Source organism: Companilactobacillus halodurans (assembly GCF_009600995.1).
GTDB classification, from domain to species: domain Bacteria; phylum Bacillota; class Bacilli; order Lactobacillales; family Lactobacillaceae; genus Companilactobacillus; species Companilactobacillus halodurans.
Genome location: NZ_VDFO01000008.1, coordinates 28,530 through 53,226, shown reverse-complemented (window position 1 = coordinate 53,226; position 24,697 = coordinate 28,530). Strand labels below are relative to the sequence as shown.

Here is a 24,697-nt window from a genome sequence, read left to right as displayed (position 1 = left end):
CGAGGGTGATTGAATGACAAAAGTAATATTTTTAGGAACACCAGAATTTTCCGCTACTGTGCTTCGGGGACTTCTTAAAGAAGGGTATGACGTTATAGCGGCCGTAACGCAACCAGATAAGCCAGTTGGACGCAAACAAAAACTTCAAAAGAGTCCAGTTAAATTAATTGCTGAAGAAGAGAATATTAAATTATATCAACCAGCAAAATTGCCTGGTAGTCCAGAAGTTGAAGAGTTAAAAGAATTGAAGGCTGATTTGATTATCACAGCTGCTTACGGACAATTCTTGCCTACAAGTTTTTTGAATTCAGCTAAAGTTGCGGCAATCAATGTGCATGGCTCACTTTTGCCAAAATATCGTGGTGGCGCTCCAATCCAATGGTCGCTCTTAAATGGTGATAAGGAAACAGGGATTACCATTATGTACATGGTCAAGGGAATGGATGCCGGCGATATTATCAGTCAAGAAAAATTGCCAATTTCAAAAGACGATGATAATGGCAGTTTGTTTGAAAAATTAGCTATTGTTGGTCGTGAATTATTGCTAGATACGATTCCTAAGATTTTAAGCAATGATATTACGCCTATTAAACAAGATCCAGATAAGGTTGTTTTCTCACCCAATATCTCCAAAGAACAAGAAAAAATTGATTTTACTAAATCAGCACAACAAGTTTTCAACCAAATTAGAGCTTTAAGCCCTGATCCGGGTGCTTGGACAATGTTAGATGGTCAACGGACTAAGTTATACAAGACTGAAGTCGTGGACATCGATACTGACCAAGATGTTGGAACCGTTTATGATTTGGGCAAGAAGAAACTTATTATTGTTGCAGGTGACAAAAATGGCGTTTCAATTAAAAAGATTCAACCAGCCGGTAAAAAAGAAATGGATATTGCCAATTATATGAACGGATTAGGCAAAAACTTAGAAAAAGGACAACAAGTTATCAATGAAAAATAATCCCCGTGAATTAGCTGTGGAAGCATTAACTAGAATCTTTCAAAATAGAGCTTATTCAAATATCGAAATCAATAATATTTTAAATAAGGCCGATTTGTCAGATGCTGATAGTCGTTTGATGACAAATATTGTTTATGGCGTGATTCAAAATAAATATGTTTTGGAATATCAATTGGAACCATATTTGAAAGATAAGAAATTAGACTTGTGGCTAGATTTATTATTACAAACTGCGATTTACCAACTGGTTTACTTAGATAAAATTCCAGCTCATGCGGTTTTAAATGAATCGACTGAAATTGCTAAAGTAAAAGCCAATCGTGGTGCCGGTAATTTAGTTAACGCGGTTTTACGTAATTTTCAACGTAATGGCTATAAACAATTGCCAAAAAGTAATTCAGTTTACGATTTAAGTCGCTTATATAGCGTGCCACGTTGGTTAGTAAGTCAATTTATTGAGCAGCAAGGCTTAGCTAAAGCTAAAGAAATTTTGAAGTCGATCAATCAAGCTTCCAGCGTCTCGATTCGCGTTAATACTAATAAGACAACTGTGGCGGATTTGAAAAAGATTTTAAATGATAAAGGATTTGAAGTTCATCAAAGTAAAATTTCTTCAGTTGGACTAGTTTGTGATGGCGGCAATTTGGTCAATACGGATGAATTTAGGGATGGACTATATACGATTCAAGATGAGAGTTCAATGTTGGTTGCTCCAGCATTAGATATCAAGCCTGACAGTCACGTACTAGATGCCTGTGCTGCTCCTGGTGGCAAGACTACTCATATTGCCAGTTATATTAAAGATGGCGAAGTTACAGCTTTGGATATTCACAAACACAAAACTAAGTTGATTCGTGATAATAGCCAAAGAATGGGTTATAGCGATATTATTAGTACCGGAGCAATCGATGCTCGAAAAGCCAAGGATGTCCTCAACACAAAATTTGATCGAATTTTAGTTGATGCTCCTTGTTCTGGGTTAGGTTTGATTAGAAGAAAACCTGAATTAAGATACTTCCGTCAAGAAGAAGATCTTTTAAACTTACAAAGAGTACAGTTGCAAATTTTGGATAGTTTAGTTGATTTATTAGAAGTGAATGGAAAATTAGTTTTCAGTACTTGTACTTTTGATGAAGAAGAAAACGAAATGGTCGTAAAGAAATTCTTAGCAAAGCATGATAATTTTGCGATAGAGCCAGTTAAGCATGAAGCTGTGCTGGATAAATCAGTTAAAGATGGTATGCTCAAGGTATTACCTAGCGATTACTTTACAGACGGATTCTTTATAGCAACATTCGTTAGAAAAAATTAAAGAGGTAAGGTTGGAACTGATGGAATATGCGTTATTAACTGATGTTGGAAAACTCAGAGAAAACAATCAAGATTATGTGAATGTCTTTAAGAACAAAAAGGGCATTGTTTTTGGAATCGTGGCTGATGGTATGGGCGGACACCGTGGTGGTGACGTTGCTTCTGATATGGCTGTATCCCATTTAGGACATAACTTTGAAGAATCTGAAGTAGACAACATCGATGAGCTTCGCGAATGGATCATTCGCGAATTGAGTAAGGAAAATGACAGAATCGTTTCCGTTTCGAATCAGTTCGATGATTTGAGCGGAATGGGGACCACTATGGTTGGCGTTTTCTTTGTTGGTGGCAAAATGATGGTCGTAAATGTCGGTGATTCAAGATGTTATATCTATACTGACGGCGATTTGAAGCAATTGAGCGTCGATCATTCATTAGTTCACGAATTATTGGAGACAGGTCAGATCAGTCCTGAGGAAGCTAAGAACCATCCTCAGAAAAATATTATTACTCAAACATTAGGCGTTTCTCAAACTGTACAGCCGCGAGTTAAAGACTTCGACTTAGTAGAAAATGCTATTATTTTGTTATGTACCGATGGTTTGACTAACATGGTACCAGAACCAGAGATTAAAAAGATTCTCTCAGAAAAAATAAGTTTGGAAGCTAAATGTCATCTGTTAGTTGACAAAGCTAACTCTGCTGGTGGAAGAGACAATATCACCGCCTTACTCTTTTCTACAAAAGATAACGGAGGTAATCATTAGATGGAAAAAGGTTACCTAGTAGGCGGTCGTTATGAGATTCTAGGTACACTTGGTGAAGGCGGAATGGCTAATGTTTATTTAGCCAATGACACACTGTTAAATCGCAAAGTAGCAGTTAAAGCGTTGCGATATGATCTTCAAGATGACGAATCAGTTAAACGGAGATTTGGGCGTGAAGCCAAGGCAACTAGTGGTCTCTCGAATCCAAACATAGTAAATGTTTTAGATGTTGGTAATGACAACGGAGTGCAATACATTGTAATTGAATATGTCGATGGACCTAATTTGAAGAAATATATCCGGATGCATTTTCCAATTCCGTATCACGAAGTTGTCGATATAATGAAGCAAATTTGTATGGCAGTTTCAGATGCACATGAGCACGGAATTATTCATCGTGATTTGAAACCAGAAAATATTCTGGTCGAAGAGAAAAAAGATCCGATACAAGTCAAAGTGTCTGATTTTGGAATAGCCCTAGCTTTAAGCGAACGTTCGATTACGCGTACGAATTCGCTTTTAGGTTCAGTGCATTATATGTCGCCAGAACAAATCAAAGGACGCTCAGCAACCGTTTTGTCCGATATCTATGCTTTAGGAATAATTTTATTTGAATTATTGACCAAGCATGTACCTTTTACTGGTGACACAGCCGTAACAGTCGCATTGAAGCATTCTAAAGAAGAAATGCCTGACTTGAAAAAAATTGATCCTAATATTCCCCAGCCGCTGGAAAACGTTGTCTTAAAAGCAACAGCTAAAGACCCAGATCAACGTTACCAATCGGTCAAGGAAATGGGTGAAGATCTTAGCACTTGTTTAATGCCAGAACGTTCCCAAGAACCTAAATTTATCCCAACTCCAATAAATGATTTAGAGGAAACTCGAGTAATGGAGCCTTTGGATGAATCAAAGGATGAATCTACTTCGCAAGAAGAGCGTCCCAAGAAGAAAATGAGTCGTAAGAGAAAGATTGTTTTATTAGCGTCACTTGTGCCAATAGTATTGATATTGTTTGTGATAGCGATGGTAATTAAAAGCAATCAAGAGACGACAGTCCCTGATTTATATAATTTGACAGTCAAACAAGCTGGAGTCATGTTGAAGAGCTCGAATCTGTCGACCGGCGATGTTTCAAAAGAAAATGATGATGATATTGAAGCAGGTCATGTCATCAAATCAATTCCGGTCAAAGGTTTAAAATTGAAAAATGGCGCTAAAGTTAATTTGGTTGTTAGCTTGGGTGCTAAGTACTATAAAGTCCCTAAGCTGGTTGGTAAACAATATGACGACGTTTCTGATAATTTGGAAAAACGTGGTTTTAAAGTCAAATTGAAATATAAAGCTACGAATGATTATTCTGCAGGAACAATTATTAAGCAAAGTATTCCTGGTGGCAAAAAAGTCGTTACCAAGAATAAATCTTTGACATTGACGATAGCTAAAGTTAAAACCGTCAAACCGAAGATGGTCAAAGTACGTGATTTGACGGGTTATAATTTAAAGAGCATTCAAGATTATGCAGATGAAGCTGGTTTGACCTTGAGTACTTCTTATGAATATTCAGATGAAACTGAGGAAGGAATCTTGATAAGTCAAACTCCTTCCGCAAATAGTACTATTGCTAAAGGTGGCACATTATCAGTCGTTATTTCTAAGGGCCAAGATGAAAGCAAGTCTAATTCAAGCGATAAAGATAGCGACAGTGACAGCGATAGTAATAGCAGTAATGACAGCAATAATAGCAATAGTTCGTCAAGCACGACGACGGTAAATAAAGAAATCACGGTTCCTTTTGATAGCAATGGCGATAATGAAGTGACGATTTATATTTCTGATGCGACCCACAGTATCAATACGCCGTATAAGTCAATGACGATAACAGCAGATACACCAGTAACATTGAGTTTCAATTTAAGAGATGGACAAACTGGATCCTACGTAGTTGAACGTGATAACAAGACAGTTCTAGGCGGTTCAGTAAATAGGTGATGTATGGAAAAAACAGGTAGAATTATAAAATCAATCAGTGGATTTTATGATGTCTTAGATGATGAAAGTGAAGAACTGATTCGCACGCGTGCCAGAGGCAATTTTAGAAAACGTAAGATTAAGCCTTTGGTCGGCGACAAAGTTAAATTTGATGCCACCGGCGATTTAGGCTATATTTTAGAAATTTTGCCTCGTGACAACAGTTTAGTTCGTCCACCAATTGCTAATGTCGATCAAGCAATCGTGGTTACTTCATCAGCTGAGCCTAATTTTTCGAGTAATTTATTAGATAAAATTTTGCTTAATATTGAGCATAACGGGATTACACCTTTGATTTATTTAACGAAGGCTGATCTCTTAACAAATGAGCAATATTTAGAATTAAAACAAACTTTATCGGGTTATCATGAGGCAGGATATCAAGTATTTGATGACCAAGACAGTTATAATGAAAAGCAGGTCGATAAACTCAAACAAACTTTTGCTAATAAAGTGACTGTTTTTACAGGTCAATCAGGAGCTGGCAAATCAACTTTGTTGAATCATATTGATAAAGATTTGGGACTAGCTACAGCTGCAATCTCACAAACCTTGAATCGTGGGAAACATACAACTAGACAAGTTTCACTATTCGATATTTTTGACGGATTAGTGGCTGATACGCCCGGATTTTCATCGATTGACTTACAAACAATCACTCCAGAAGAGTTACCAACGTTATATCCTGAGTTTTTGAGATACAGTGGCGAGTGCCAATTTAGAGGCTGTCGTCATGTTAATGAACCAAATTGTAAGGTTAAAGAAGAACTTGCCGAGGGTAAGATAATGCAGAGTCGTTATGACAATTATCTATACTTTTTAAACGAAATTAATTCGTACAAAAAAAGATATTGAGGAGTTGAATTATATGACAGTAAAGATTGCACCATCAATTTTATCTGCAGATATTATGAATTTAGAGCGTGACGTGAAAGCAGCTGAACAAGCTGGAGCAGACTTATTCCATATTGATATTATGGACGGTCATTTTGTTCCAAATATGTCCTTTAGTCCTAGCGTGGTCGAAGGGATGTGTAGAGTCACTGATAAACCATTAGATGTACATATGATGATTGAAAATCCAGATGCATATGTTAAACCAATGGTCGATGCTGGTGCCGATACGATTTTAGTTCATGCTGAAAGTACGCAACATATTTACCGTTCAATTGATTTAATCAAGAGTTATGGCGTTAAAGCTGGAGTAGTCGTTAATCCGGGAACGCCTTTAGAAACAGTTAAAGAGTTATTCCCAGTGATTGATCAGATTCTTGTTATGACAGTTAATCCAGGCTTTGGCGGTCAAAAATTTATTCCTAATATGATTAAGAAAATTCAACGTTTGGATCAACTTCGTCAAACAGCAGCCGACGACGATTTTGAGATTGAAGTTGATGGTGGAATCAATGCTGACACAATTGCTAAATGTTCCAAAGCAGGAGCAGATATTTTTGTAGCCGGCTCATATCTTTTCAATGGTCAAGATGGACTGAAGGATAGGATCGACAACTTGAAGAAATTGGCAAAGAAAGAGGAATAATGAAACGAGTTAATATCCTCTTAGGCGGTCCTGAAAGTGAGTACCCTGATGAATTGAGCCAAAGTATCAAAGCTATTCCTGGACCATGGGTTGGTGCCGATCGTGGAGGCTTGCATCTTTTGGCTAACGGCATCATTCCAGAAATTGTTATCGGCGATTTTGACTCGATTGGGAAAAAGGAACAAAAACTCTTACGTGATAACGTACCTGATTTTGAGAAATTTCCACCAGAAAAAGATGATACCGATTCAGAATTATGTTTGTTAGCAGTTAGGGAAAAATTCAATCCTCAAGAATATTATGTTTATGGTGCCACGGGCGGAAGAATTGACCATTTTTTAGTTAATTTGTTCTTGCCCTATGACCCAAGATTTTTAGACTTTTTTGATAAATTGTATTTTAAAGCAGCTACGAATACGATTAGATTCTTTCGTCCCGGTCGCTATACGATTTATCACGAAAATAGCATGCAGTATGTGGCTTTCGTAAACCTGGGACCAGTGACGCATTTGAATTTGTTCGATGCTAAATATAAATTAAAAGATTTCAGCGCTGGTCACCCAATCAGTTGGGCCAGTAATGAATTTGTCAAAGGAACGATTGATTTCAGCTTTGAAAGTGGAATTGTCGCTGTCATCCAAAGTAAAGACAAAAAATAAAAATAAGTATTTCATAATCGTTTAATTTTTTTCGATATGAAATACTTATTTTTTTATTTCATAAGAGAATTGCTCTGTGAAATTTTCATGAACTTAAATAATGATAGAGGATTGTTAACCTCACAATTTGTCCTGTGTTTATAATTATTACACAGAGAACATTACTAGAAGATAAAAATGGAGAGAGGGAGCAATCTATTATTCTATATAATATTTTTCTTTAGTTATGTAATTATTTGCTTAATAATTTCAACAATTAAAACACTGGCGGGGCGTTTAATAACGGGGAAGAAAAAACATTCAAAAAAACTTTTTAGATAATTTTTTAAAAATCTTAGATCCAACAAAATGGATTTATTTATTTTTATAGAGAAACTAATAAATTTATCTATAAAACTACTTAATTAAAAAATTAAAAGTTTTTTTGAATTATTATTGACAAGATGAGTTTATAGGCGTAGATTTATCATCAATCAAACGATTAAAACTTATTTAATTTCATTAGGCGTTGAAGAGAAGAGTAGATCAATTATTAGTTTAGATAGTGACCGCTATTTAGTGAAAAGGCGGGACGAAAGTTGATTGAAGATGAGCTTGGAGTCTTACTGAGGTGAAAGCCAAAGTACGCAAGGATGCGATATCATCCCGGACATGTTAGTGTCGTTGAGGTATCTTGTATGAGCAAGATATGAATTAGGGTGGTACCACGGTGATCGTCCCTACATTGCAGAGTTAGTTTGTGTGCAGTGTAGGGGCGATTTTTGCGTTCTCTTAGTGGTTTCACCACTTAGAGAACGCAAACGGGGGCGTCTAACTGACGCCCGTGAATCATATTTCATAAAATCCATTTCCTTAATTTTAAGCACTTCAATTCAACCACCAAACCAATTCCTACCAACCAAGAACTACCACAAAAATACCACAAAAAAGCTGGTGGGAATTAACCAATAGAAATTAAATAAACCACATCAAACGAGGAGGCTTTACATGTTTGAGTTTTGGCTGATGCCAAACTGAAAAATTAGAGTTTGATTAGAACAATCGAGGGGGAGAATCATGAAGAATTCAAAAAGGATATTATTTTCAATCGTTTTAGCATTATCGGTGTTCTTATTAGTTGGCTGTGGCAAACAAGCTAAAGCAACTGAGGAAGGTAATGTGGTGATTGGTTCGCAAGGCTCAGACTTAAATATCTGGGAACATATTGCTAAGAGTCCACAAGCTAAAGATTTAGGCTTGAATATCAAGACCAAAGAGATTACTGATGGAGCTCAATTAAACAAAGCTACTACCGAAGGTGAAGTTGATGTCAATGCCTTTCAATCCTGGTCTTATTTCCAAGCTTACAATAAGCAAAATCCTAAAGGTAAATTAGCAGCTTTAGGTACAACTTACTTGGAACCTTTAGGAATTTATTCAAAGAAATATAAGAAAGTGAGCGATATTCCTGATGGTACGACCATTGCTATCGCTAATAATCCAGCCAATACATCACGTGACTTATTGTTATTGCAAAAAGCTGGTTTGATTACCTTGAAGAAGAATTTCAATGCTTTAGGCAATACCAAAGATATCACTGCTAATCCTAAGAATTTGAAATTCAAGGAAATCGATGATACTACCGGACCAAGAGTTTTGAATGATGTGCCAGTTGTTTTGATTTCTAACACAGTTGCTCTTGAAAGTGGTTTGCATGTTTTGACTGATTCGATTTATCACGAAAAAGTTGACCAAAGCACTCAAGATAACATCAACATCTTGGCAACAGCCAACAAGAATAAGAACAACAAAACTTATCAAAAACTTGTTAAGTTGTACCACAACAAGAAGATTCAAAAGTATATTCAAAGGAAATACTACGGAACAAAGATTGAGGTTAATAAATCAATCTCAGATTTAGATAAATAAAAATTTAGGAGATATTAATTATGGCAAAAGTTGAAAGTTTTACATTGGATCACACAAAAGTAAAGGCACCTTACGTTAGATTGATTACTGAAGAACATGGAGAAAAGGGCGACGCTATTTCAAACTTTGATTTGCGTTTAGTTCAACCAAATGAAAATGCAATTCCTACCGCTGGCTTACATACGATTGAGCATTTACTAGCTGGACTACTTAGAGATAGATTAGATGGCGTGATTGACTGTTCACCATTTGGCTGTCGTACAGGTTTTCACTTAATTACTTGGGGTGAACACTCAACAACCGAAGTTGCCAAAGCTTTGAAAGGCTCACTTGAAGAAATTGCCGATAAGGTTGAATGGAAGGACGTTCAAGGAACAGACAAGTACAGCTGTGGTAATTATCGTGACCACTCACTATTCTCAGCTAAGGAATGGTCAAAGAAGATTCTTGACGAAGGTATCTCTAACGACCCATACGAACGTCACGTAATCTAGTCAAAAGAAGGTAGAACAATGAGTCTATTTACATCCTTAGAAAAAGAAATTGTTCTTGTCACAGGTGGTTTTCAAGGGATTGGTCGACAAGTCGTTGAAACCTTCCAAGATGAGAAAGCAATTGTGATAGCGGCTGACTTAGCCTACCAAAACACGCAATTGGAACAGAAGAATGATCAAGAATATCAAATCAAGTTAGACGTCAGCAATGAAAAAAGCGTTCAGAATCTCGCTGAACAATTGAAATCGCAAAATCTAACTCCAAATATTTTGGTAAACGTTGCCGGAATTTCAACTATGGACTATTTGGTCGATAGTAAAACTTCTGACTTCGATAAGACAATTGCTGTCAATACTCGTGGGACTTATCTAGTGACCAAATATATCGTCAAATTGATGGTCGCAAAGAAACGTCCTGGAAAAGTTGTTTTGATTGCTTCACAAGCCGGTAAGAATGGTTATCGAGCTATGTCAGCCTATGTAGCTTCAAAGCATGCCGTTTTAAGTTTGACCAAGACCTTAGCGATTGAAGTTGCTAAAGACCAAATCAACGTCAATGCTGTCTGTCCCGGAATCATCGAAACTTCCATGAAGCACCGTGAAAGAAAAGATGGAGCAAAGATTCGTGGGTTATCACCAGATGACATTGAAAAAGAAGACAATAGTCAAGTTCCACTGGGAAGAACTGGAACTCCTCAAGATGTCGCTAACGTAGTGTTGTTTTTGGCTAGTCCACTGTCAGATTATATGACAGGACAAGGAATCAACGTTACTGGCGGCATGACGATGAATTAAAGATTTTTACTTATAAAATTCAAAAGTACGCACAGGATGCGAGTCATCCTAGATAATAGAATTTATTGAAATATTTTGTGAGAACAAAATATAGGGTGATGTCGCATAAAATGCGTCCCTATATCGTAGATTAACGATGTAGGGACGCATTTTTTTCAAATTTTTCTACCACGATTAAATTTTTGAAAAAGCAGAATATAAGGGGAAACTAGGGATGAAGAATTCAAAAAGGATATTTTTAGTAATTGGTTTAGCATTATCGATTATTTTATTGGTCGGCTGTGGCAAACAATCGAAGGCAGCTTCAGAAACAGGCACGGTCACGATTGGTTCGCATACTTCAGATTTACAGATTTGGGAACATATTGCTAAAAGTCCTCAAGCTAAAAAACTAAATTTGAAGATTAAAACTAAAGTAATTTCTGACGGAGCACAATTAAATGCTGCCACAAGCGATGGTCAAGTCGATGTCAATGCTTTTCAGTCGTATTCATACTTTGAGGCCTATAACAAACAAAATCCTAAGGGTAAATTAGCAGCCCTTGGAACGACTTATTTGGAACCAATGGGGATTTATTCAAAGAAATATAAAAAAATTAATGATATTCCTGACGGTACAACGTTCGCAATTCCTAATGATCCGGCTAATACTTCGAGAGCCTTGAAATTGCTGGAAAGTGCTGGTTTAGTCACATTAAAGAAAAGCTTCAATGCTTTTAGCGATATGAAAGATATTAAATCTAATCCGAAGAATTTGAAATTTAAAGAAATTGATGATGGTACAGGACCACGTGTTTTAAATGACGTACCGGTTGTCTTAATCGGAAACAGTATCGCTCTTGCTGGGGGATTGCACGTCTTGCAGGATTCAATTTATCATGAAAAGATTGACCAAAGCACTAAAGTAAATGTTAATGTTTTAGCGACAGCGCAGAAGAATAAAAATAATCCCACTTTCAAGAAATTAGTCGAGTTATACCACGATAAGGAAATTCAGAAATATATTAGTAAAAAGTATTATGGAACTAAAGTCGACGTTAATAAATCAATTTCATATTTGAATAAATAGGTTTGAAAACATTAAGAATTTAGTTATTCAGAAATAAAAAATGAGCAACTTCCAAACCTTTTGGCTTGTAGGTTGCTCATTTTTGTAAAAGCTTTTAAATCATTTTTTCAAAATTTATTAAGCTAATTCGTTAACGATAGCTTTGTTGAAGGCATCCAAATCATCAGGTGTGCGACTTGTGATCAAATGACGGTCGATAACAACTGGTTCGTCTTTGACGATTCCACCAGCATAGTAAAGGTCTGTTTGAACTGTTTCATATGAAGTCAAAGTTCTACCTTTAACGAGACCTGTTTGCATCAACAATTGTGGGCCGTGGCAAATTGAGAAGACGGCTTTGTCAGTCAACATGAACTTCTTAGCTAATTCTACGAAACGGTCATCGCTACGTAGATTGTCAGGTGAGAAGCCACCAGGAATCAAAAGTGCATCGTAATCGTCAGCCTTGATGTCATCGATACCTTTGTCAGTTGTAAATTCAGTACCGTGCTTACCAGTTAATTTTTCATTAGCGTTAGCACCAACTAAAGTAACTTCGTTACCTGCATCTGTTAAAGCCTTGGCAGGGGATGTATATTCGATATCCTCGACATCGTTTGCCATTACTGCAATAATTTTACTCATTATTCATACTCCTTCATTAATCAATAATTATAATTCTACTAGTAGTTAAAGGGATGAATCAAATATTTTACCTTATAAATAAAATTATTGTTAATATTAGAGGCGTGTGAGAGATAATTTGATGTTTTTGGTAAATCGATTAAGGAGGAAAAATATGACAGAATTCGATACGAAATTAGTTCATGGAAAACCACAAGATGATAATAATACAGGGGCGGTCAATGTCCCAATCTATAACTCTTCAACTTATATTTATCCATCGGTGGAAGCTGATGTGAAATATGATTATGAACGTTCAGGTAATCCAACTAGAAATTACTTGGAGGAGCAAGTGGCGCAATTAGAAGATGGTTATGGAGGATTTGCCTTTTCATCTGGTTCAGCAGCAATTCACGCTGTTTTAGCAATCTTTAAACCTGGCGACCACTTGATTATTGGAAAAGAGATTTACGGTGGCACTTTTAGAATCATCAATGAATTTTTTAAACGCTGGCAAATTGAATTTACTGCTGTGGATACACAAAATCCTTCAGAAATTGAACAGGCTATTAGACCAAATACTAGAGCAATTTATTTCGAGAGTTTTACCAATCCACTGTTACACGTCACAAGTGTCAAGAAAACGGCAGCAGTCGCCAAAAAGCATCAATTGTTAACGATTGTTGACAATACTTTCTTATCGCCTTACTTGCAACGTCCCTTAGATTTAGGAGCTGATATTGTGATTCATTCGGCTACTAAATATCTCAGTGGCCATTCGGATGTCATTGCCGGTATAGCTGTTGCAAAAGATAAAGCGATTGCTGATCGAATTTATTTCAATCAAAACAGTATCGGTTCGACTTTATCGCCGGAAGATTCCAATCTGGTTCGTCGTGGGATTCAAACATTAGCCGTTAGAATGGATCGACACCTCAGTAATGCTAAAAAAATCGTCGAATTCCTTCAAAAACGACCAGAAATTGAAAAAATTTACTATCCAGGCATCAGCGGCACGAAAGACCATGAAATAGCTCAAAAAGAGGCTGATGGCTTTGGTGGGATTGTCTCATTCGAGTTAAAAGAAGGATTAGATACAACCAAGTTTGTTGAAGGGACAAAATTGATTCAGTTAGCAGTCAGTTTAGGGGCTGTCGAGAGTTTGATTGAGTTGCCATATAAAATGACTCATGCAGAACTTTCGCCTGAAGAACAATTAAAGGCTGGCATCACGCATCAATTAGTTCGTCTATCAGTTGGAATTGAAGATCCTAAGGATTTGATTTCTGATTTAGCTCAAAGTTTAGACAAATTATAATTTAAAGTATGAAACAAAAAAGGCACTCGCAATTTAAAAATTGTGAGTGCCTTTTAATATTTAATCAGTTGGTGGTCGTCTGCCATCAACTAAAATTCGAGATGCTTCATCAAATTTGAAATGGATTCTTTGTGATTCCGGTTCAAAGTTATCCACCGCAAAGCTGCTCTTGAGAATTCTGATTTGAGGAGAATTCCTAATAAAAATTAAATCTTGGCCAATCATTTCTGAAGAGCTTTTAACAGCCAAATCATTTTTATTGAGAGTTTTCGTAGAATCGACAGTCAAATTCTTGAAGAATAATTGTGAGTGACGTCTTAATTCCAATTTATGAGCCACAAAAGAATTTCTCAAAAAGACGGTCGAATTCTTTTGGAACAACAATTGAAAGAAAGTACTGTCCGCAAATAATTGACTGTTCTCAAGCGAAAGTCCAATGGCTTTAGTTTTAGCACCGGTCAAAATATTGGAGTCTTTAAATGAAAAGGAGGCATTTTGACCATAGATTGTATCCCAATCATCAGAAGTATTGCGGTCAATAGTGATGTTATTGCCGTATACCTTAGCTCCATCATAAGCAGATAGGGTATTATCAGAATCTGCCGTATAATTAATGGTGAGATTTTTAAAAATTACCAAGCAGTCGGCGCCAATTGTAAAGCTGCAATATAATTTAACGGCACCTTTAGTATTTGATTTGCCGACAATGGTTATATTTCGTCTAACGGTACAAATAAAGGGATTATTTTTTGAAAAATATTCTCCAGGCATTAATTCGATTATGTCGCCATCTCGAGCATTGACGATAGCTGAAGAAAGCAGTTCATCAGTGTTATTTTGATTGCCAATTGTGATTTTCATAAAAATCCCTCCTTGATCTACTACTATTGTAAAATAAAAGAGACCAACAACTTAAGTGTTAGTCTCTTTTAAATTATTAAGTGATAATTATACACGAGTAACTTTTCCTGATTTCAATGCTCTAGCTGAAACCCATACACGTTTTGGCTTACCATCAACCATGATACGAACTTTTTGCAAGTTTGGCTTCCAAGAACGTTTTGACTGGTTAAGAGCGTGTGAACGTTTGTTACCGAACACTGTTTTACGGCCTGTAATAATATCTTTTGCCATGGGACCGACCTCCTTTGGCTACATGTTTTTTCTTTAAAATATCACCTGACTAATTTACCATAACTAGAAACCTAAATCAATAGAATAATTAGGGATTAATCTGCTTTTCTGTGGTTTAAATCTTTAATTAGAATTGTTGCTATGATAGAATTTTATTGTTTATGATAGATTTAGGTCCAAAGAATAGGAGGATCCAGAAATGGCAGTTACAATTAAAACAAAACATGGTGAAATTGATGTTTCAACAAATACTGTTGCCACAATCGTTGGTGGCGCTGCATCTGATATCTACGGTATCGTAGGGATGGCAAGCAAGAATCAATTGCGTGATGGCATGAATACAATTTTGAACCGTGAAGATTTTTCTAGAGGTATAGTGATCCATCAAGAAGATGGTAAACTGGCCGTTGATGTCTACATAATCGTTGGATATGGCATTAAAATATCTGAAGTAGCAAAAAATTTAAAAGAAAAAGTAAAATACAACCTAGAAACAATGCTTGGTACACCAGCTGGCACTGTTAATGTTTACGTTCAAGGAATTAAAGTTTTGGACGATATTGAATAGATAAAGCTGGTTGGAGGGGAAACTTTTGAGCAAAGAAACAATTACAAAAAAAGAATTTTCAGATATGGTGCGAGTTGCATCCCATAGACTGGAAAAGAATGCTAAGTTTGTTAACTCATTGAACGTCTTTCCGGTTCCTGATGGCGATACCGGAACTAATATGAGTTTGACAATACAAAGCGGTTTTAAAGCTGTTAATGAATCAGAAAGCGATCACGTCGGTACTTTGGGAAAAGCTCTGGCAAAGGGAGTTTTGATGGGTGCTCGTGGTAATTCTGGAGTTATTACATCACAAATTTTCCGTGGCTTTTCAAAAAGTATCGAGAAAAAGGATAGCTTAACGGCTATGGATTTAGCTAAAGCTTTTGACGATGGGGTCAAGACGGCTTATAAGGCTGTTATGAAACCAGTTGAAGGAACTATCTTAACAGTCGCACGTTTTGGTGCCGAAGCTGGAATGAAAAAAGTTAAAACGACTAACGATTTAGTTGAAGTGATGAAGGCAGTTGTTAAGGGTTCTAAAGCCGGTTTGGAGAAAACTCCATCATTGCTTCCAGTTTTAAAGGAAGTTGGCGTAGTTGATTCAGGTGGACAAGGATTAGTCTTTATCTATGAAGGCTTCTTAGAAGGCTTGAGTGGCGAAAAGGCCAGTGACGAAGAATATATCCCTGATGAAAGAGATATGACTGAGATGGTCAATGCTACGCATCATCAATCAGTTCAAGGTCAATTCAATACCGATGAAATCAAAAATGGTTTCTGTACTGAAATGATGGTTGAATTGGGTAAAGATGCTACGACTGATGAAAAATTCGATAATGATACATTACGCAATTATTTAGATAAAATTGGTGATTCATTAATTGTTGTCTCTGATGATGAAGTCGTCAAAGTCCACGTTCACACTAACTATCCTTATAAAGTTTGGGAAGCTGGTCGAAAATATGGTGCTTTAACTAAAATCAAGATTGATAATATGAGATTGCAACACGAAACAATCGTTGATGAAGATGAGCCAGTAACTCCAGAAACTAATGCACAGCCAATTGATTATGCGGTGATTGCAGTTTCATCTGGTGAAGGTCTAACTAAATTGTTTGAGAGTTTAGGCGTAACTAGCGTTATCAGTGGTGGTCAAACAATGAATCCATCAACGAATGATATTGTTGATGCAATCAATAAATCTAATGCTAAGCGTGCTTTGGTCTTGCCAAATAATGGAAATATCATTATGGCTGCAAAACAAGCGGTTGATTTAGTTGATATTCCAGTTGCTATCGTTGGTTCTAAGACAATTTCACAAGGAATGACAGCTATGCTTTCATTCAATCCTGAAGCTGAACTAGAAGAAAACGAAGAAAACATGGAAGATTCATTGGACACGGTTAAGAGTGGTCAAATCACTCAAGCTATCCGTGATACTGAAATCGACGGTTTGAAGATTACTAAAGGTCATTACATGGGCATCGTTGACGGCAAGATTTTAGTTGATGATGAAGACATCATTGATGGTACTGAAAAAATGCTCGATCAAATGATCGATGAAGACAGTGAAGTTATTACGATTTTGGTGGGTCAAGATGGTGATAAGAAAGATGCACAAAAAGTTGCTGATTACTTAGATGATAAATATTCAGACTTAGAAACTGAAATTCATCAAGGTGACCAACCCGTATACCCATACTTAGTTTCGGTTGAATAATAAGGAGGAGGCTGTGATGAAACGATTCGTTTTGTCATGGTCTTTTTATTTTCTAAGAGCTTTTTAGAGAAAAGGAGGGAAAATGTATGGATCTAAGAAAAGTGTCACTCTCGGTTTTGCCCGGTGTTGGTCCAAAGAGATTAGAATCGCTTCAGTCTCTAGGAATCAATAATGTCTATGATTTGTTGTTCTACTTTCCTTTTCGCTATGAGGACATGGAGGCAAAGTCATTAGACCAAGCCGCTGATCAAGAAAAAATACTCTTAAAAGGAGTCGTTGCTAGTGATCCCGCGGTGTTTAGATTTGGTTATAAGAAAACTCGTTTAAATGTGCGCTTGTTAGTTGAGAACGAATCAATTATGGTGACTTTTTTCAATCAACCTTGGTTGAAAGATAAATTTGAAACTGGCAATGAAGCCGCTGTTTATGGCAAATGGAATGAGAACCGCCGGTCTTTGACGGGGATGAAGGTCATTGATGTCAATTCTGATGACTCGATTGATTCAGTTTATTCAGTCAATAAGAGTATTCATCAAAAAACTTTGGTCAATTTGATTAAAGCAGCTTATGAAAAATATGCTGACGAAATTGAAACCATCATTCCTGATTATTTGCGTGAAAAATATAAATTGTTAGATGATCGTCAAATCGTTTCTGGAGTTCATTTTCCAAAGAGTGAAGAACAAAGCGATGCGGCCAGAAGAAGTGCTAAGTTTCGAGAGTTTTTCTTATTCCAATGCGGTTTACAGAGTATTAAACTAGAAGATGAACAAAAAAATATTGGCATCGAAGAAAAATATGATCAGACCTTTATTGATAAATTTGTTCAAGGGTTACCTTTTGAATTGACTGAAGCTCAAAATCGAGTCGTTCAAGAAATTTTAAATGATATGGCATCAAAACATCATATGAATCGTCTCTTGCAAGGTGATGTTGGTTCTGGTAAAACTATCGTTTCAGTCATTGCCATGCTAGCTTCAGTGACAGCCGGATATCAGGCTGCAATTATGGCGCCGACTGAAATTTTAGCTCAGCAACACTTTGATAAAATTAGTAAATTGTTGACGCCTTTAAAAATGCGAACAGCATTATTGACTGGTTCGCAAACAAAAAAAGAACATGATTTTATTACTGGCGATATTAAAAATGGCAAAACGAATGTTATTGTTGGAACCCACGCTTTGATTCAAGATAGCGTCGATTTTAAGAATCTGGGCTTGATTGTAATTGATGAGCAACATCGATTTGGGGTTAATCAGCGTAAAGCAATGCGTGAAAAGGGCGATAATCCAGATGTTTTAGCGATGACAGCGACACCGATTCCTCGAACCTTGGCTATCACGACTTACGGTGATATGGATGTTTCAAGAATTGACCAATTGCCAGCTGGACGTAAGAAAGTTGAGACATATTGGATTAGAAGTCAAAAAGTCGAACAAATGTATCATTTTGTTGAAAAAGAATTAACGACTGGTGCTCAGGTTTATGTGGTTACACCCTTGATTTCGGAATCTGAAAAAATGGATTTAAAAAATGCTGAGTTGATTTATGACAAATTCACGGAATTATTTGGCGATAAATACCAAATTGGGCTCTTGCATGGACAAATGCCAAATGATCAAAAAGAAAGCGTCATGAACGATTTTAGCGATAAAAAAATTGATATTTTGGTTTCAACCACAGTCATTGAAGTTGGAGTCGATGTTCCCAATGCTTCGGTAATGGTAATTTATGATGCCAATCGATTTGGTTTGTCGCAACTGCATCAATTGCGTGGTCGAGTTGGACGAGGAAAAAAGCAATCGTATTGTATCTTGATAGCAGATCCTAATAATGAAGCCGCGGTGGAACGGATGAAAATTTTGACTTCGACAAATGATGGTTTCGTCTTAGCCGAAGAGGATTTGAAGATGCGTGGTGCTGGAGATCTGTTAGGTAATCGGCAATCAGGTTTGCCTGAATTTAAGGTCGGTAATCCAATCAATGATATTAATATACTAGAAGTTGCTCAAGAAGAGGCCACGAGATTATTTACTGACAAGAAGTTGTTAAATAGTCCAAAGACCAAAGCACTTAAAACGTTTATCGGACAAGAGTTCGATCAATTAAATAACTTTGATTAAATTTAAGAATAATTAAGGAAAAATCTTGCTTTTTGGTATCTCGTTTTGAATTGTAAGGATACACTTAAGATATTGGATTTTTTCAAGCTAAATCTAAATAGGTGAGGAAATAAAATGAAAATAGCAGTTGACGCTATGGGTGGAGATAACGCTCCCCAAGTAGTCGTTGAGGGAATTGAAAAAGCTCGCGATGAATGGTCAGATTTAGAATTTACTTTGTATGGTAAAGAATCAGAAATAAAAAAATATTTAAAAGATGATAAGAATATCAAAATCGTTCATACTGACGAACAAATTTTGGGAACAGATGAACCTGTAAGAGCGATTCGTTCGAAAAAGAATGCTTCAATGGTTTTAGCAGCTAAGTCAGTTAAAGATGGCGAAAATGATGCTTTGTTTTCTTTAGGTAATACAGGTGCTTTATTAGCAGCTGGAATCTTTGTCGTTGGCCGAATCAAACAAGTTGCTAGACCAGCTTTAATGCCAACTTTGCCAGCTACCAATTCAACACGCGGGGTCAATATGTTAGATGTTGGCGCTAATGCTGAAGCTAAGCCCGCCTATTTACAGCAGTGGGCAATCATGGGGTCGATTTATGCACATGATGTTAAAAAAATCGACAATCCACGAGTTGCTTTGTTGAATAATGGGGCTGAATACGACAAGGGCGATAAGTTGCATAAAGAGACTTATCAACTATTAAAAGAGACCAAGGGCATCAATTTTATTGGTAATTTAGAATCGAATAATATCTTAGCTGGAAAAGCTGATGTCATCGTTACTGATGGCTTTACTGGAAATGCGGCTTTGAAGGCAACTGAAGGAACCGCTACGATCTTGTTGAAACAGCTTAAAGATGCCTTGCTAAATAATGGTATCTTTACTAAAATGGGTGCAGCTATCGTTTCTCCATCGCTTAAAGGTATGAAGAAAATGTTTGATACTTCGCAAGCTGGTGGAGCTGTTTTACTCGGTTTAAAGTCACCAGTGATTAAAGCTCACGGTGCGGCTGACAGTAGAACGGTCTATTATACTGTTAAACAAATTTATGATATGTTATCTAACGATACTATTAATAAAGCAAATAAATATTTTGAACAAATGGATCAAGAAGAAAAATAAGGGAGAACCTCTATGACAGAACAAGAAGTTTTTGACAAAATCGTTTCATTGATTGCAGATAAATTTGAAGTAGAACCATCGACAATTACTAAGGAAACATCTTTCACCAAGGATCTTGATGCTGATTCAATCGACCTTGTTGAATTTGTTTTGGAACTTGAAGATGCTTTCGGTTCAGAGATTCCAGATGACGATGCCGAGAAGATTACGACTGTCGGCGAAGCAGTCAGCTATATTTCATCACATCAAAAATAAGGCCATGAGGTCTTATTTTTTTATCCAACGAATTATTTAAGTAAAAAGTTTAGTATAATTAGTATTATTGGAAAGGGGACACGTTATGTTAGATCCAAAATTCTTAGAATTTTTAGATGAAAAATACGGAATTAAATTTGACAATAAAAAATTAGTCGAAAGAGCAATGACTCATTCTTCTTTTGACAATGAACATAAAGAATTAGGTATCGGTGACTATGAAAGATTGGAATTTTTGGGGGATGCTGTCCTAGAAATCAATATCTCACGTTATCTATTTGAAAAATATCCTGACTTGCCCGAAGGTAAATTGACTCGCTTAAGATCAGATATCGTCAGAACGGATAGTTTTGCCCGTTTTGCCAAGGAAATCAATATTGATAAGTATCTATTGATTGGTAAAGGTGAAGAAAAACAAGGCGCTCGTCAAAGACATACTTTACTTGAAGATATCTTTGAAGCCTTCAACGGTGCTCTTTACTTAGATCAAGGCAATCAAGTAGTCAACGATTTCTTGAAAAAGGTCGTTTATCCACATATCGATTCAGGGGAATTTTCTGAAGATACTGACTTTAAGACTCACTTGCAGGAAAGATTGCAACAATCTGGAGAAGTTGAAATTGATTACAAAGTAATCGATGAAGAAGGTCCTGATCACGATAAGAAATTCAAAGTTGAATTAATCGCTAACGGAAAGATTTTATCTAAGGGCTTAGGTTACAGCAAGAAGCACGCCGAACAAATGGCAGCTAAGAGAGTATTAGAAGAATTATAGGAGTTTTGAATTTATGCCATTAAAATCATTAACGATCAATGGGTTCAAATCATTTGCTGATAAAACAAAGATTGATTTTACTAGTGGAATTACTGGTATCGTCGGACCCAACGGGAGTGGAAAATCAAATATTACTGAAGCTATTCGTTGGGTCATGGGCGAACAATCAGCAAAGAGTTTACGTGGAGACAAAATGGTCGATGTGATTTTTGCTGGGAGTGCCACACGTCCGCAAATGAATCGTGCAGAAGTGATTTTAGAATTTGATAATCGTAATAAAGAATTAAAATCAGAACAAGAAAATCTCAATATTTGTCGTCGTCTATTCAGAAATGGCGATACTGAATTTTTAATTAATAATAAACAATGTCGCTTGCGTGATATTACTGAATTATTTATGGATTCAGGAATGGGCAAACAGTCATTCTCAATTATTTCTCAAGGTCGAGTTGAAGAAATCTTTAACAGTAAACCAGTCGAAAGAAGAAGTATCATTGAAGAGTCAGCTGGAGTTTCTTTATTTAAGCAAAAGAAGCAACAAGCTGAAAACAAAATGACCGAAACCACAGATAATTTGCATCGTGTCTCTGATATCGTTTCAGAATTATCGAAGCAAGTTGAACCATTGAAGAAGCAGGCTAGTATTGCTCGAGATTATAAAGATCAAAAGCAAAAATATGACAGTATTTATCAAAAGATTTTGACGATTGAAATCAAAAATTTGTCGGCTCAAAAACGTCAAGTTGAAAAAGATTTGCGTGAAGTTAAGATGAGTTTGCAAAATATCTCTTCAGAAGTTACGAAGTCTAATAAACAAGTTGAAGAGAATAATATTGCTATTCATGAGCTGACGGATAAAATTGATGCCGAACAATCTAAATTGATTGAATCAACTAGGAAATTAGAAGTTTTTAATGGTCAAATTGCCGTTGCAGACCAAAGAACTGACTTTAATTCGACTAATAAACAAACTTTAAGCAATCAATTAGAGACTTTGCAGCAACAAAAAGAAGCCAATCAAAAGAAATTAATTGCTTCAAATCAGAAAATGACCTCATACAAGGAACAAATTGCTGATTTTGAAAAGCAGTTGCGAGAGATTCAACAACTTAAAAAGAAGACTCCGGAAGATATTCAAAAAAATATTGAAGACCTACGGAATTCTTATGTTAATTTGTTGCAAGATCAAGTCTCAAATAATAATGAGCAAAAATTTTCTAATCGCCAATTAACACGAGTTAAGGCTAATTTAGATGAACAAAATTCAAGATTAGCTGGGATTCAAAATGATTTAGCTTCTTCTGAAACTGATAAACAGGGAACTAGTCAAAAAATTCAAGCTTTAATCAATGACAATCAAAGTTTGATTAAGCATGATCGAGAATTGACCAATTCAATTGAAACAATCACTGAAACTGGTAAAAAAGAGAATCAAAATTATTTAAAGATTTTAGAGAATCTGCAGGAAATTAAGGCACGTAAAAAAGTTCTCGAAAATATGGAACAAGAGCATGCTGGTTTCTTTGAAGGTGCTAAGCATGTTTTAAACAACAAAGATAAGATTGCAGGTATCGTTGGAGCCGTAGCTGAATTAATTCGTGTTCCCAAAGAATATCAGCTAGCAATCGAAACGGTAGTCAGCAATCAATTGCAATCCATCGTAACTGAAAATGAAACTGCTGCTAAAAAAGCGATTGCTTTTTTGAGACAAAGTCGTGGCGGTCGCGCAACTTTTCTACCAATCAATATTATTCAACCGCGAAACATTTATACTAATGACTTGAACAAAGCTAAAGCAGTCGCAGGTTTTGTTGGTGTCGCTAGTGAGTTGGTTTCATACGATGATAAGGTTTCAAATATTGTTCGAAATATTTTGGGGAATTTATTGGTAGCAAAAAATATTGATCAAGCTACCAAAATTTCTGCTGCGGTCAGTCGAAAATATCGGGTAGTTACTTTAGATGGTAATGTCGTCAATGCTGGGGGTTCTTTAACTGGTGGTCAACAGCGTCGAGTCAATTCTAGTATTTTGACTAGAAAAGATGAGCTGGCCTCTTTAACTAAAGAATTATCGAAGCAAGAATTGTTGATGGATCAAAAACAAAAAGCTGTGCAAGATTTGCGCAATGAATTGGTTAAAGTTAATGCTGAAAAGAAGACAGTCGATGAAAAATTGGCTAACTTTAATCAGCAAAAGAATCAACTGGAACAAGCTGACTCAACTTATCAAAATGAAGTAAAGCATTATAATGAACAAATTGAAGTTATTAAATATAACTTGTCGCAAAATCAAACTGAACAAACTGAATTAGAAAAGAACTTAAAGCAACAAAATGAAACTGCTGAAAAAATAAAAGCTGAAATTGAGCAGACTCAAAAAGAAATCAATCAAAAGCAAAAACTCTTGACTGACTTTGACGCTGAATTAAGTTCTGTCAATGAAAAGCAACAAGATAAACAAACTAAATTGGCTGTTTTGAAAAATAATTTTGCTAATGAAACAACGCAAAACAATGATTTGACTGATTTATCAAATAAAACTCAAAAACAAATTGCTGATATTAAGAGCAGATTGGAAACTCTGGATTCTGAAAAGAGTCAATTGGATTTAAGCAATGCTGAAGTGAAAACTCAGATTACAAAACTTCAAAAAGAAATTGCCACTTCTAAAGAAAGTTTAGCTTCTTTGAAGGATAAAAGAGCCAAAGAACAAGCTAAGTCGAGTGATTTGAACAATAATGCGCAACGTAGTTTTGATTTGCAAAAAGCTGCTTCTGACCAACAGGAAAGTCTGGCAATCAAGAATACAAAGTTCTCTAACCAAATTGATTCAAGGCTTGATACTTTGTCGCAGGATTATCAAATAACTTATGAGGCATCGTTACAACAGCTGAAACAGGCTGATTATGATGCTGACGAGTTACAAAAAGAGGCTCGGTTGTTGAAGATGGGAATCGATGAGTTAGGAACGGTCAATTTATCATCAATTGAAGAGTATGATAAAGTTAAAGATCGTTATGAATTCTTGACTCAGCAACAAAATGATCTTTTGCAAGCTCGAGCTCAATTATTAGAAACAATGACTGAAATGGACAAGGAAGTAACGACTCGTTTCAAGAAGACTTTTGATCAAGTCAGCGATGCTTTTGAGGATATTTTTCCACAGATGTTTGCTGGTGGACGAGCCAAATTGGTTTTAACTGAACCGAATAACTTGTTAGAATCAGGTATTGAGATTATTGCTCAACCACCTGGGAAGAAATTCCAGCGAATGAGTTTATTATCTGGTGGCGAAAAAGCCTTAACGGCGATTACGCTCTTGTTTGCTATCATAAAAGTTAAACCTGTGCCATTTTGTATCTTAGACGAGGTTGAAGCTTCGCTTGATGACGCCAATGTCTATCGTTTTGCAAATTACCTAAATCAATATGACAATAATACAGAATTTATCGTGATTACTCACCGTAAGGGTACAATGATGAATGTCAATCGTTTATATGGGGTCACGATGGAAGAGTCCGGTGTTTCAAGGATGCTGTCTGTTAAAGTTAAAGAATAG

General features: G+C 36.2%; 22 protein-coding genes. 19 read left to right on the top strand and 3 right to left on the bottom strand.

The genetic code is table 11. From position 1 onward, the window contains the following. Positions 1–13: 13 nt before the first annotated feature. The 11 genes from fmt to FHL05_RS03075 all read left to right on the top strand — a co-directional run bounded on the left by fmt (position 14) and on the right by FHL05_RS03075 (position 11,538). Positions 14–964: a methionyl-tRNA formyltransferase gene (gene fmt / locus FHL05_RS03125; protein WP_153384467.1), complete on the top strand. Its 951-nt coding sequence runs from the start codon at positions 14–16 to the stop codon at positions 962–964. Further along, on the top strand, positions 954–2,276 hold the full coding sequence (gene rsmB / locus FHL05_RS03120; RefSeq protein WP_153384468.1) for a 16S rRNA (cytosine(967)-C(5))-methyltransferase RsmB: 1,323 nt from the start codon (positions 954–956) through the stop codon (positions 2,274–2,276). Before fmt ends, rsmB begins: the two co-directional genes overlap by 11 nt. A gap of 19 nt (positions 2,277–2,295) precedes the next feature. Next, entirely contained in the window at positions 2,296–3,042 is a 747-nt protein-coding gene (locus FHL05_RS03115; RefSeq protein WP_153384469.1) for a Stp1/IreP family PP2C-type Ser/Thr phosphatase, read from the top strand. Further along, a complete protein-coding gene (gene pknB / locus FHL05_RS03110; RefSeq protein ID WP_153384470.1) occupies positions 3,043–5,034 on the top strand; it encodes a Stk1 family PASTA domain-containing Ser/Thr kinase in 1,992 nt (663 codons plus the stop codon). A 3-nt stretch (positions 5,035–5,037) separates the two neighbouring features. Then, complete coding sequence (gene rsgA, locus FHL05_RS03105) at positions 5,038–5,928, top strand: ribosome small subunit-dependent GTPase A (protein ID WP_153384471.1); 891 nt, start codon at positions 5,038–5,040, stop codon at positions 5,926–5,928. A 13-nt stretch (positions 5,929–5,941) separates the two neighbouring features. After that, positions 5,942–6,613: a ribulose-phosphate 3-epimerase gene (rpe, locus tag FHL05_RS03100; RefSeq protein ID WP_153384472.1), complete on the top strand. Its 672-nt coding sequence runs from the start codon at positions 5,942–5,944 to the stop codon at positions 6,611–6,613. Continuing rightward, positions 6,613–7,272 (top strand): thiamine diphosphokinase, encoded by a 660-nt coding sequence (locus FHL05_RS03095; RefSeq protein WP_153384473.1) that lies wholly within the window; start codon positions 6,613–6,615, stop codon positions 7,270–7,272. Before rpe ends, FHL05_RS03095 begins: the two co-directional genes overlap by 1 nt. 1,056 nt (positions 7,273–8,328) lie before the next feature. Then, positions 8,329–9,180: a MetQ/NlpA family ABC transporter substrate-binding protein gene (locus FHL05_RS03090; RefSeq protein WP_153384474.1), complete on the top strand. Its 852-nt coding sequence runs from the start codon at positions 8,329–8,331 to the stop codon at positions 9,178–9,180. A gap of 20 nt (positions 9,181–9,200) precedes the next feature. Further along, positions 9,201–9,674 (top strand): S-ribosylhomocysteine lyase, encoded by a 474-nt coding sequence (locus tag FHL05_RS03085; protein WP_153384475.1) that lies wholly within the window; start codon positions 9,201–9,203, stop codon positions 9,672–9,674. Positions 9,675–9,692: 18 nt separating this feature from the next. Next, positions 9,693–10,469, top strand: a complete 777-nt coding sequence (locus FHL05_RS03080; protein ID WP_153384476.1) for an SDR family oxidoreductase — start codon at positions 9,693–9,695, stop codon at positions 10,467–10,469. Between the two features lie 214 nt (positions 10,470–10,683). Then, positions 10,684–11,538, top strand: coding sequence for a MetQ/NlpA family ABC transporter substrate-binding protein (locus FHL05_RS03075; RefSeq protein ID WP_153521987.1), 855 nt, complete (start codon positions 10,684–10,686; stop codon positions 11,536–11,538). Between the two features lie 117 nt (positions 11,539–11,655). Here FHL05_RS03075 and FHL05_RS03070 read toward each other — a convergent pair whose 3' ends face one another. Then, on the bottom strand, positions 11,656–12,162 hold the full coding sequence (locus FHL05_RS03070) for a type 1 glutamine amidotransferase domain-containing protein (protein WP_153384478.1): 507 nt from the start codon (positions 12,160–12,162) through the stop codon (positions 11,656–11,658). Positions 12,163–12,316: 154 nt separating this feature from the next. Between FHL05_RS03070 and FHL05_RS03065 the strand changes: the two genes are divergently transcribed. Beyond that, positions 12,317–13,459 carry a trans-sulfuration enzyme family protein gene (locus FHL05_RS03065; protein WP_153384479.1) on the top strand — a complete coding sequence of 381 codons (1,143 nt, stop codon included), beginning with the start codon at positions 12,317–12,319 and terminating at the stop codon, positions 13,457–13,459. Positions 13,460–13,519: 60 nt separating this feature from the next. On the opposite strand, the gene FHL05_RS03060 is transcribed toward FHL05_RS03065, so the two are convergent. Both FHL05_RS03060 and rpmB read right to left on the bottom strand, forming a co-directional pair. Beyond that, complete coding sequence (locus FHL05_RS03060) at positions 13,520–14,320, bottom strand: DUF1565 domain-containing protein (RefSeq protein WP_153384480.1); 801 nt, start codon at positions 14,318–14,320, stop codon at positions 13,520–13,522. Between the two features lie 87 nt (positions 14,321–14,407). Then, complete coding sequence (gene rpmB, locus FHL05_RS03055; protein WP_010019437.1) at positions 14,408–14,593, bottom strand: 50S ribosomal protein L28; 186 nt, start codon at positions 14,591–14,593, stop codon at positions 14,408–14,410. A 199-nt stretch (positions 14,594–14,792) separates the two neighbouring features. On the opposite strand from rpmB, the gene FHL05_RS03050 reads away from it, so the two are divergent. The 7 genes from FHL05_RS03050 to smc all read left to right on the top strand — a co-directional run bounded on the left by FHL05_RS03050 (position 14,793) and on the right by smc (position 24,697). Beyond that, positions 14,793–15,161, top strand: a complete 369-nt coding sequence (locus FHL05_RS03050; protein ID WP_102195136.1) for an Asp23/Gls24 family envelope stress response protein — start codon at positions 14,793–14,795, stop codon at positions 15,159–15,161. Positions 15,162–15,225: 64 nt separating this feature from the next. After that, on the top strand, positions 15,226–16,863 hold the full coding sequence (locus FHL05_RS03045) for a DAK2 domain-containing protein (RefSeq protein ID WP_162000187.1): 1,638 nt from the start codon (positions 15,226–15,228) through the stop codon (positions 16,861–16,863). 86 nt (positions 16,864–16,949) lie between these two features. Then, complete coding sequence (gene recG / locus FHL05_RS03040; RefSeq protein WP_153384482.1) at positions 16,950–18,986, top strand: ATP-dependent DNA helicase RecG; 2,037 nt, start codon at positions 16,950–16,952, stop codon at positions 18,984–18,986. 114 nt (positions 18,987–19,100) lie between these two features. Beyond that, complete coding sequence (gene plsX / locus FHL05_RS03035; RefSeq protein WP_153384483.1) at positions 19,101–20,108, top strand: phosphate acyltransferase PlsX; 1,008 nt, start codon at positions 19,101–19,103, stop codon at positions 20,106–20,108. Between the two features lie 12 nt (positions 20,109–20,120). Continuing rightward, positions 20,121–20,363 (top strand): acyl carrier protein, encoded by a 243-nt coding sequence (acpP, locus tag FHL05_RS03030; protein WP_153384484.1) that lies wholly within the window; start codon positions 20,121–20,123, stop codon positions 20,361–20,363. Between the two features lie 85 nt (positions 20,364–20,448). Continuing rightward, entirely contained in the window at positions 20,449–21,138 is a 690-nt protein-coding gene (gene rnc / locus FHL05_RS03025; protein WP_153384485.1) for a ribonuclease III, read from the top strand. Positions 21,139–21,151: 13 nt separating this feature from the next. Then, the gene (gene smc / locus FHL05_RS03020; protein ID WP_153384486.1) at positions 21,152–24,697 is read left to right on the top strand and encodes a chromosome segregation protein SMC; all 3,546 of its coding nucleotides are present in this window, start codon (positions 21,152–21,154) and stop codon (positions 24,695–24,697) included.

What these genes read in the sequence shown, in the direction of transcription:
- fmt (WP_153384467.1), top strand. Translation starts at nt 14, where the DNA reads ATGACAAAAGTAATATTTTTAGGAACACCAGAATTTTCCGCTACTGTG.
- rsmB (WP_153384468.1), top strand. Translation starts at nt 954, where the DNA reads ATGAAAAATAATCCCCGTGAATTAGCTGTGGAAGCATTAACTAGAATC.
- FHL05_RS03115 (WP_153384469.1), top strand. Translation starts at nt 2,296, where the DNA reads ATGGAATATGCGTTATTAACTGATGTTGGAAAACTCAGAGAAAACAAT.
- pknB (WP_153384470.1), top strand. Translation starts at nt 3,043, where the DNA reads ATGGAAAAAGGTTACCTAGTAGGCGGTCGTTATGAGATTCTAGGTACA.
- rsgA (WP_153384471.1), top strand. Translation starts at nt 5,038, where the DNA reads ATGGAAAAAACAGGTAGAATTATAAAATCAATCAGTGGATTTTATGAT.
- rpe (WP_153384472.1), top strand. Translation starts at nt 5,942, where the DNA reads ATGACAGTAAAGATTGCACCATCAATTTTATCTGCAGATATTATGAAT.
- FHL05_RS03095 (WP_153384473.1), top strand. Translation starts at nt 6,613, where the DNA reads ATGAAACGAGTTAATATCCTCTTAGGCGGTCCTGAAAGTGAGTACCCT.
- FHL05_RS03090 (WP_153384474.1), top strand. Translation starts at nt 8,329, where the DNA reads ATGAAGAATTCAAAAAGGATATTATTTTCAATCGTTTTAGCATTATCG.
- FHL05_RS03085 (WP_153384475.1), top strand. Translation starts at nt 9,201, where the DNA reads ATGGCAAAAGTTGAAAGTTTTACATTGGATCACACAAAAGTAAAGGCA.
- FHL05_RS03080 (WP_153384476.1), top strand. Translation starts at nt 9,693, where the DNA reads ATGAGTCTATTTACATCCTTAGAAAAAGAAATTGTTCTTGTCACAGGT.
- FHL05_RS03075 (WP_153521987.1), top strand. Translation starts at nt 10,684, where the DNA reads ATGAAGAATTCAAAAAGGATATTTTTAGTAATTGGTTTAGCATTATCG.
- FHL05_RS03070 (WP_153384478.1), bottom strand. Translation starts at nt 12,162, where the DNA reads ATGAGTAAAATTATTGCAGTAATGGCAAACGATGTCGAGGATATCGAA.
- FHL05_RS03065 (WP_153384479.1), top strand. Translation starts at nt 12,317, where the DNA reads ATGACAGAATTCGATACGAAATTAGTTCATGGAAAACCACAAGATGAT.
- FHL05_RS03060 (WP_153384480.1), bottom strand. Translation starts at nt 14,320, where the DNA reads ATGAAAATCACAATTGGCAATCAAAATAACACTGATGAACTGCTTTCT.
- rpmB (WP_010019437.1), bottom strand. Translation starts at nt 14,593, where the DNA reads ATGGCAAAAGATATTATTACAGGCCGTAAAACAGTGTTCGGTAACAAA.
- FHL05_RS03050 (WP_102195136.1), top strand. Translation starts at nt 14,793, where the DNA reads ATGGCAGTTACAATTAAAACAAAACATGGTGAAATTGATGTTTCAACA.
- FHL05_RS03045 (WP_162000187.1), top strand. Translation starts at nt 15,226, where the DNA reads ATGGTGCGAGTTGCATCCCATAGACTGGAAAAGAATGCTAAGTTTGTT.
- recG (WP_153384482.1), top strand. Translation starts at nt 16,950, where the DNA reads ATGGATCTAAGAAAAGTGTCACTCTCGGTTTTGCCCGGTGTTGGTCCA.
- plsX (WP_153384483.1), top strand. Translation starts at nt 19,101, where the DNA reads ATGAAAATAGCAGTTGACGCTATGGGTGGAGATAACGCTCCCCAAGTA.
- acpP (WP_153384484.1), top strand. Translation starts at nt 20,121, where the DNA reads ATGACAGAACAAGAAGTTTTTGACAAAATCGTTTCATTGATTGCAGAT.
- rnc (WP_153384485.1), top strand. Translation starts at nt 20,449, where the DNA reads ATGTTAGATCCAAAATTCTTAGAATTTTTAGATGAAAAATACGGAATT.
- smc (WP_153384486.1), top strand. Translation starts at nt 21,152, where the DNA reads ATGCCATTAAAATCATTAACGATCAATGGGTTCAAATCATTTGCTGAT.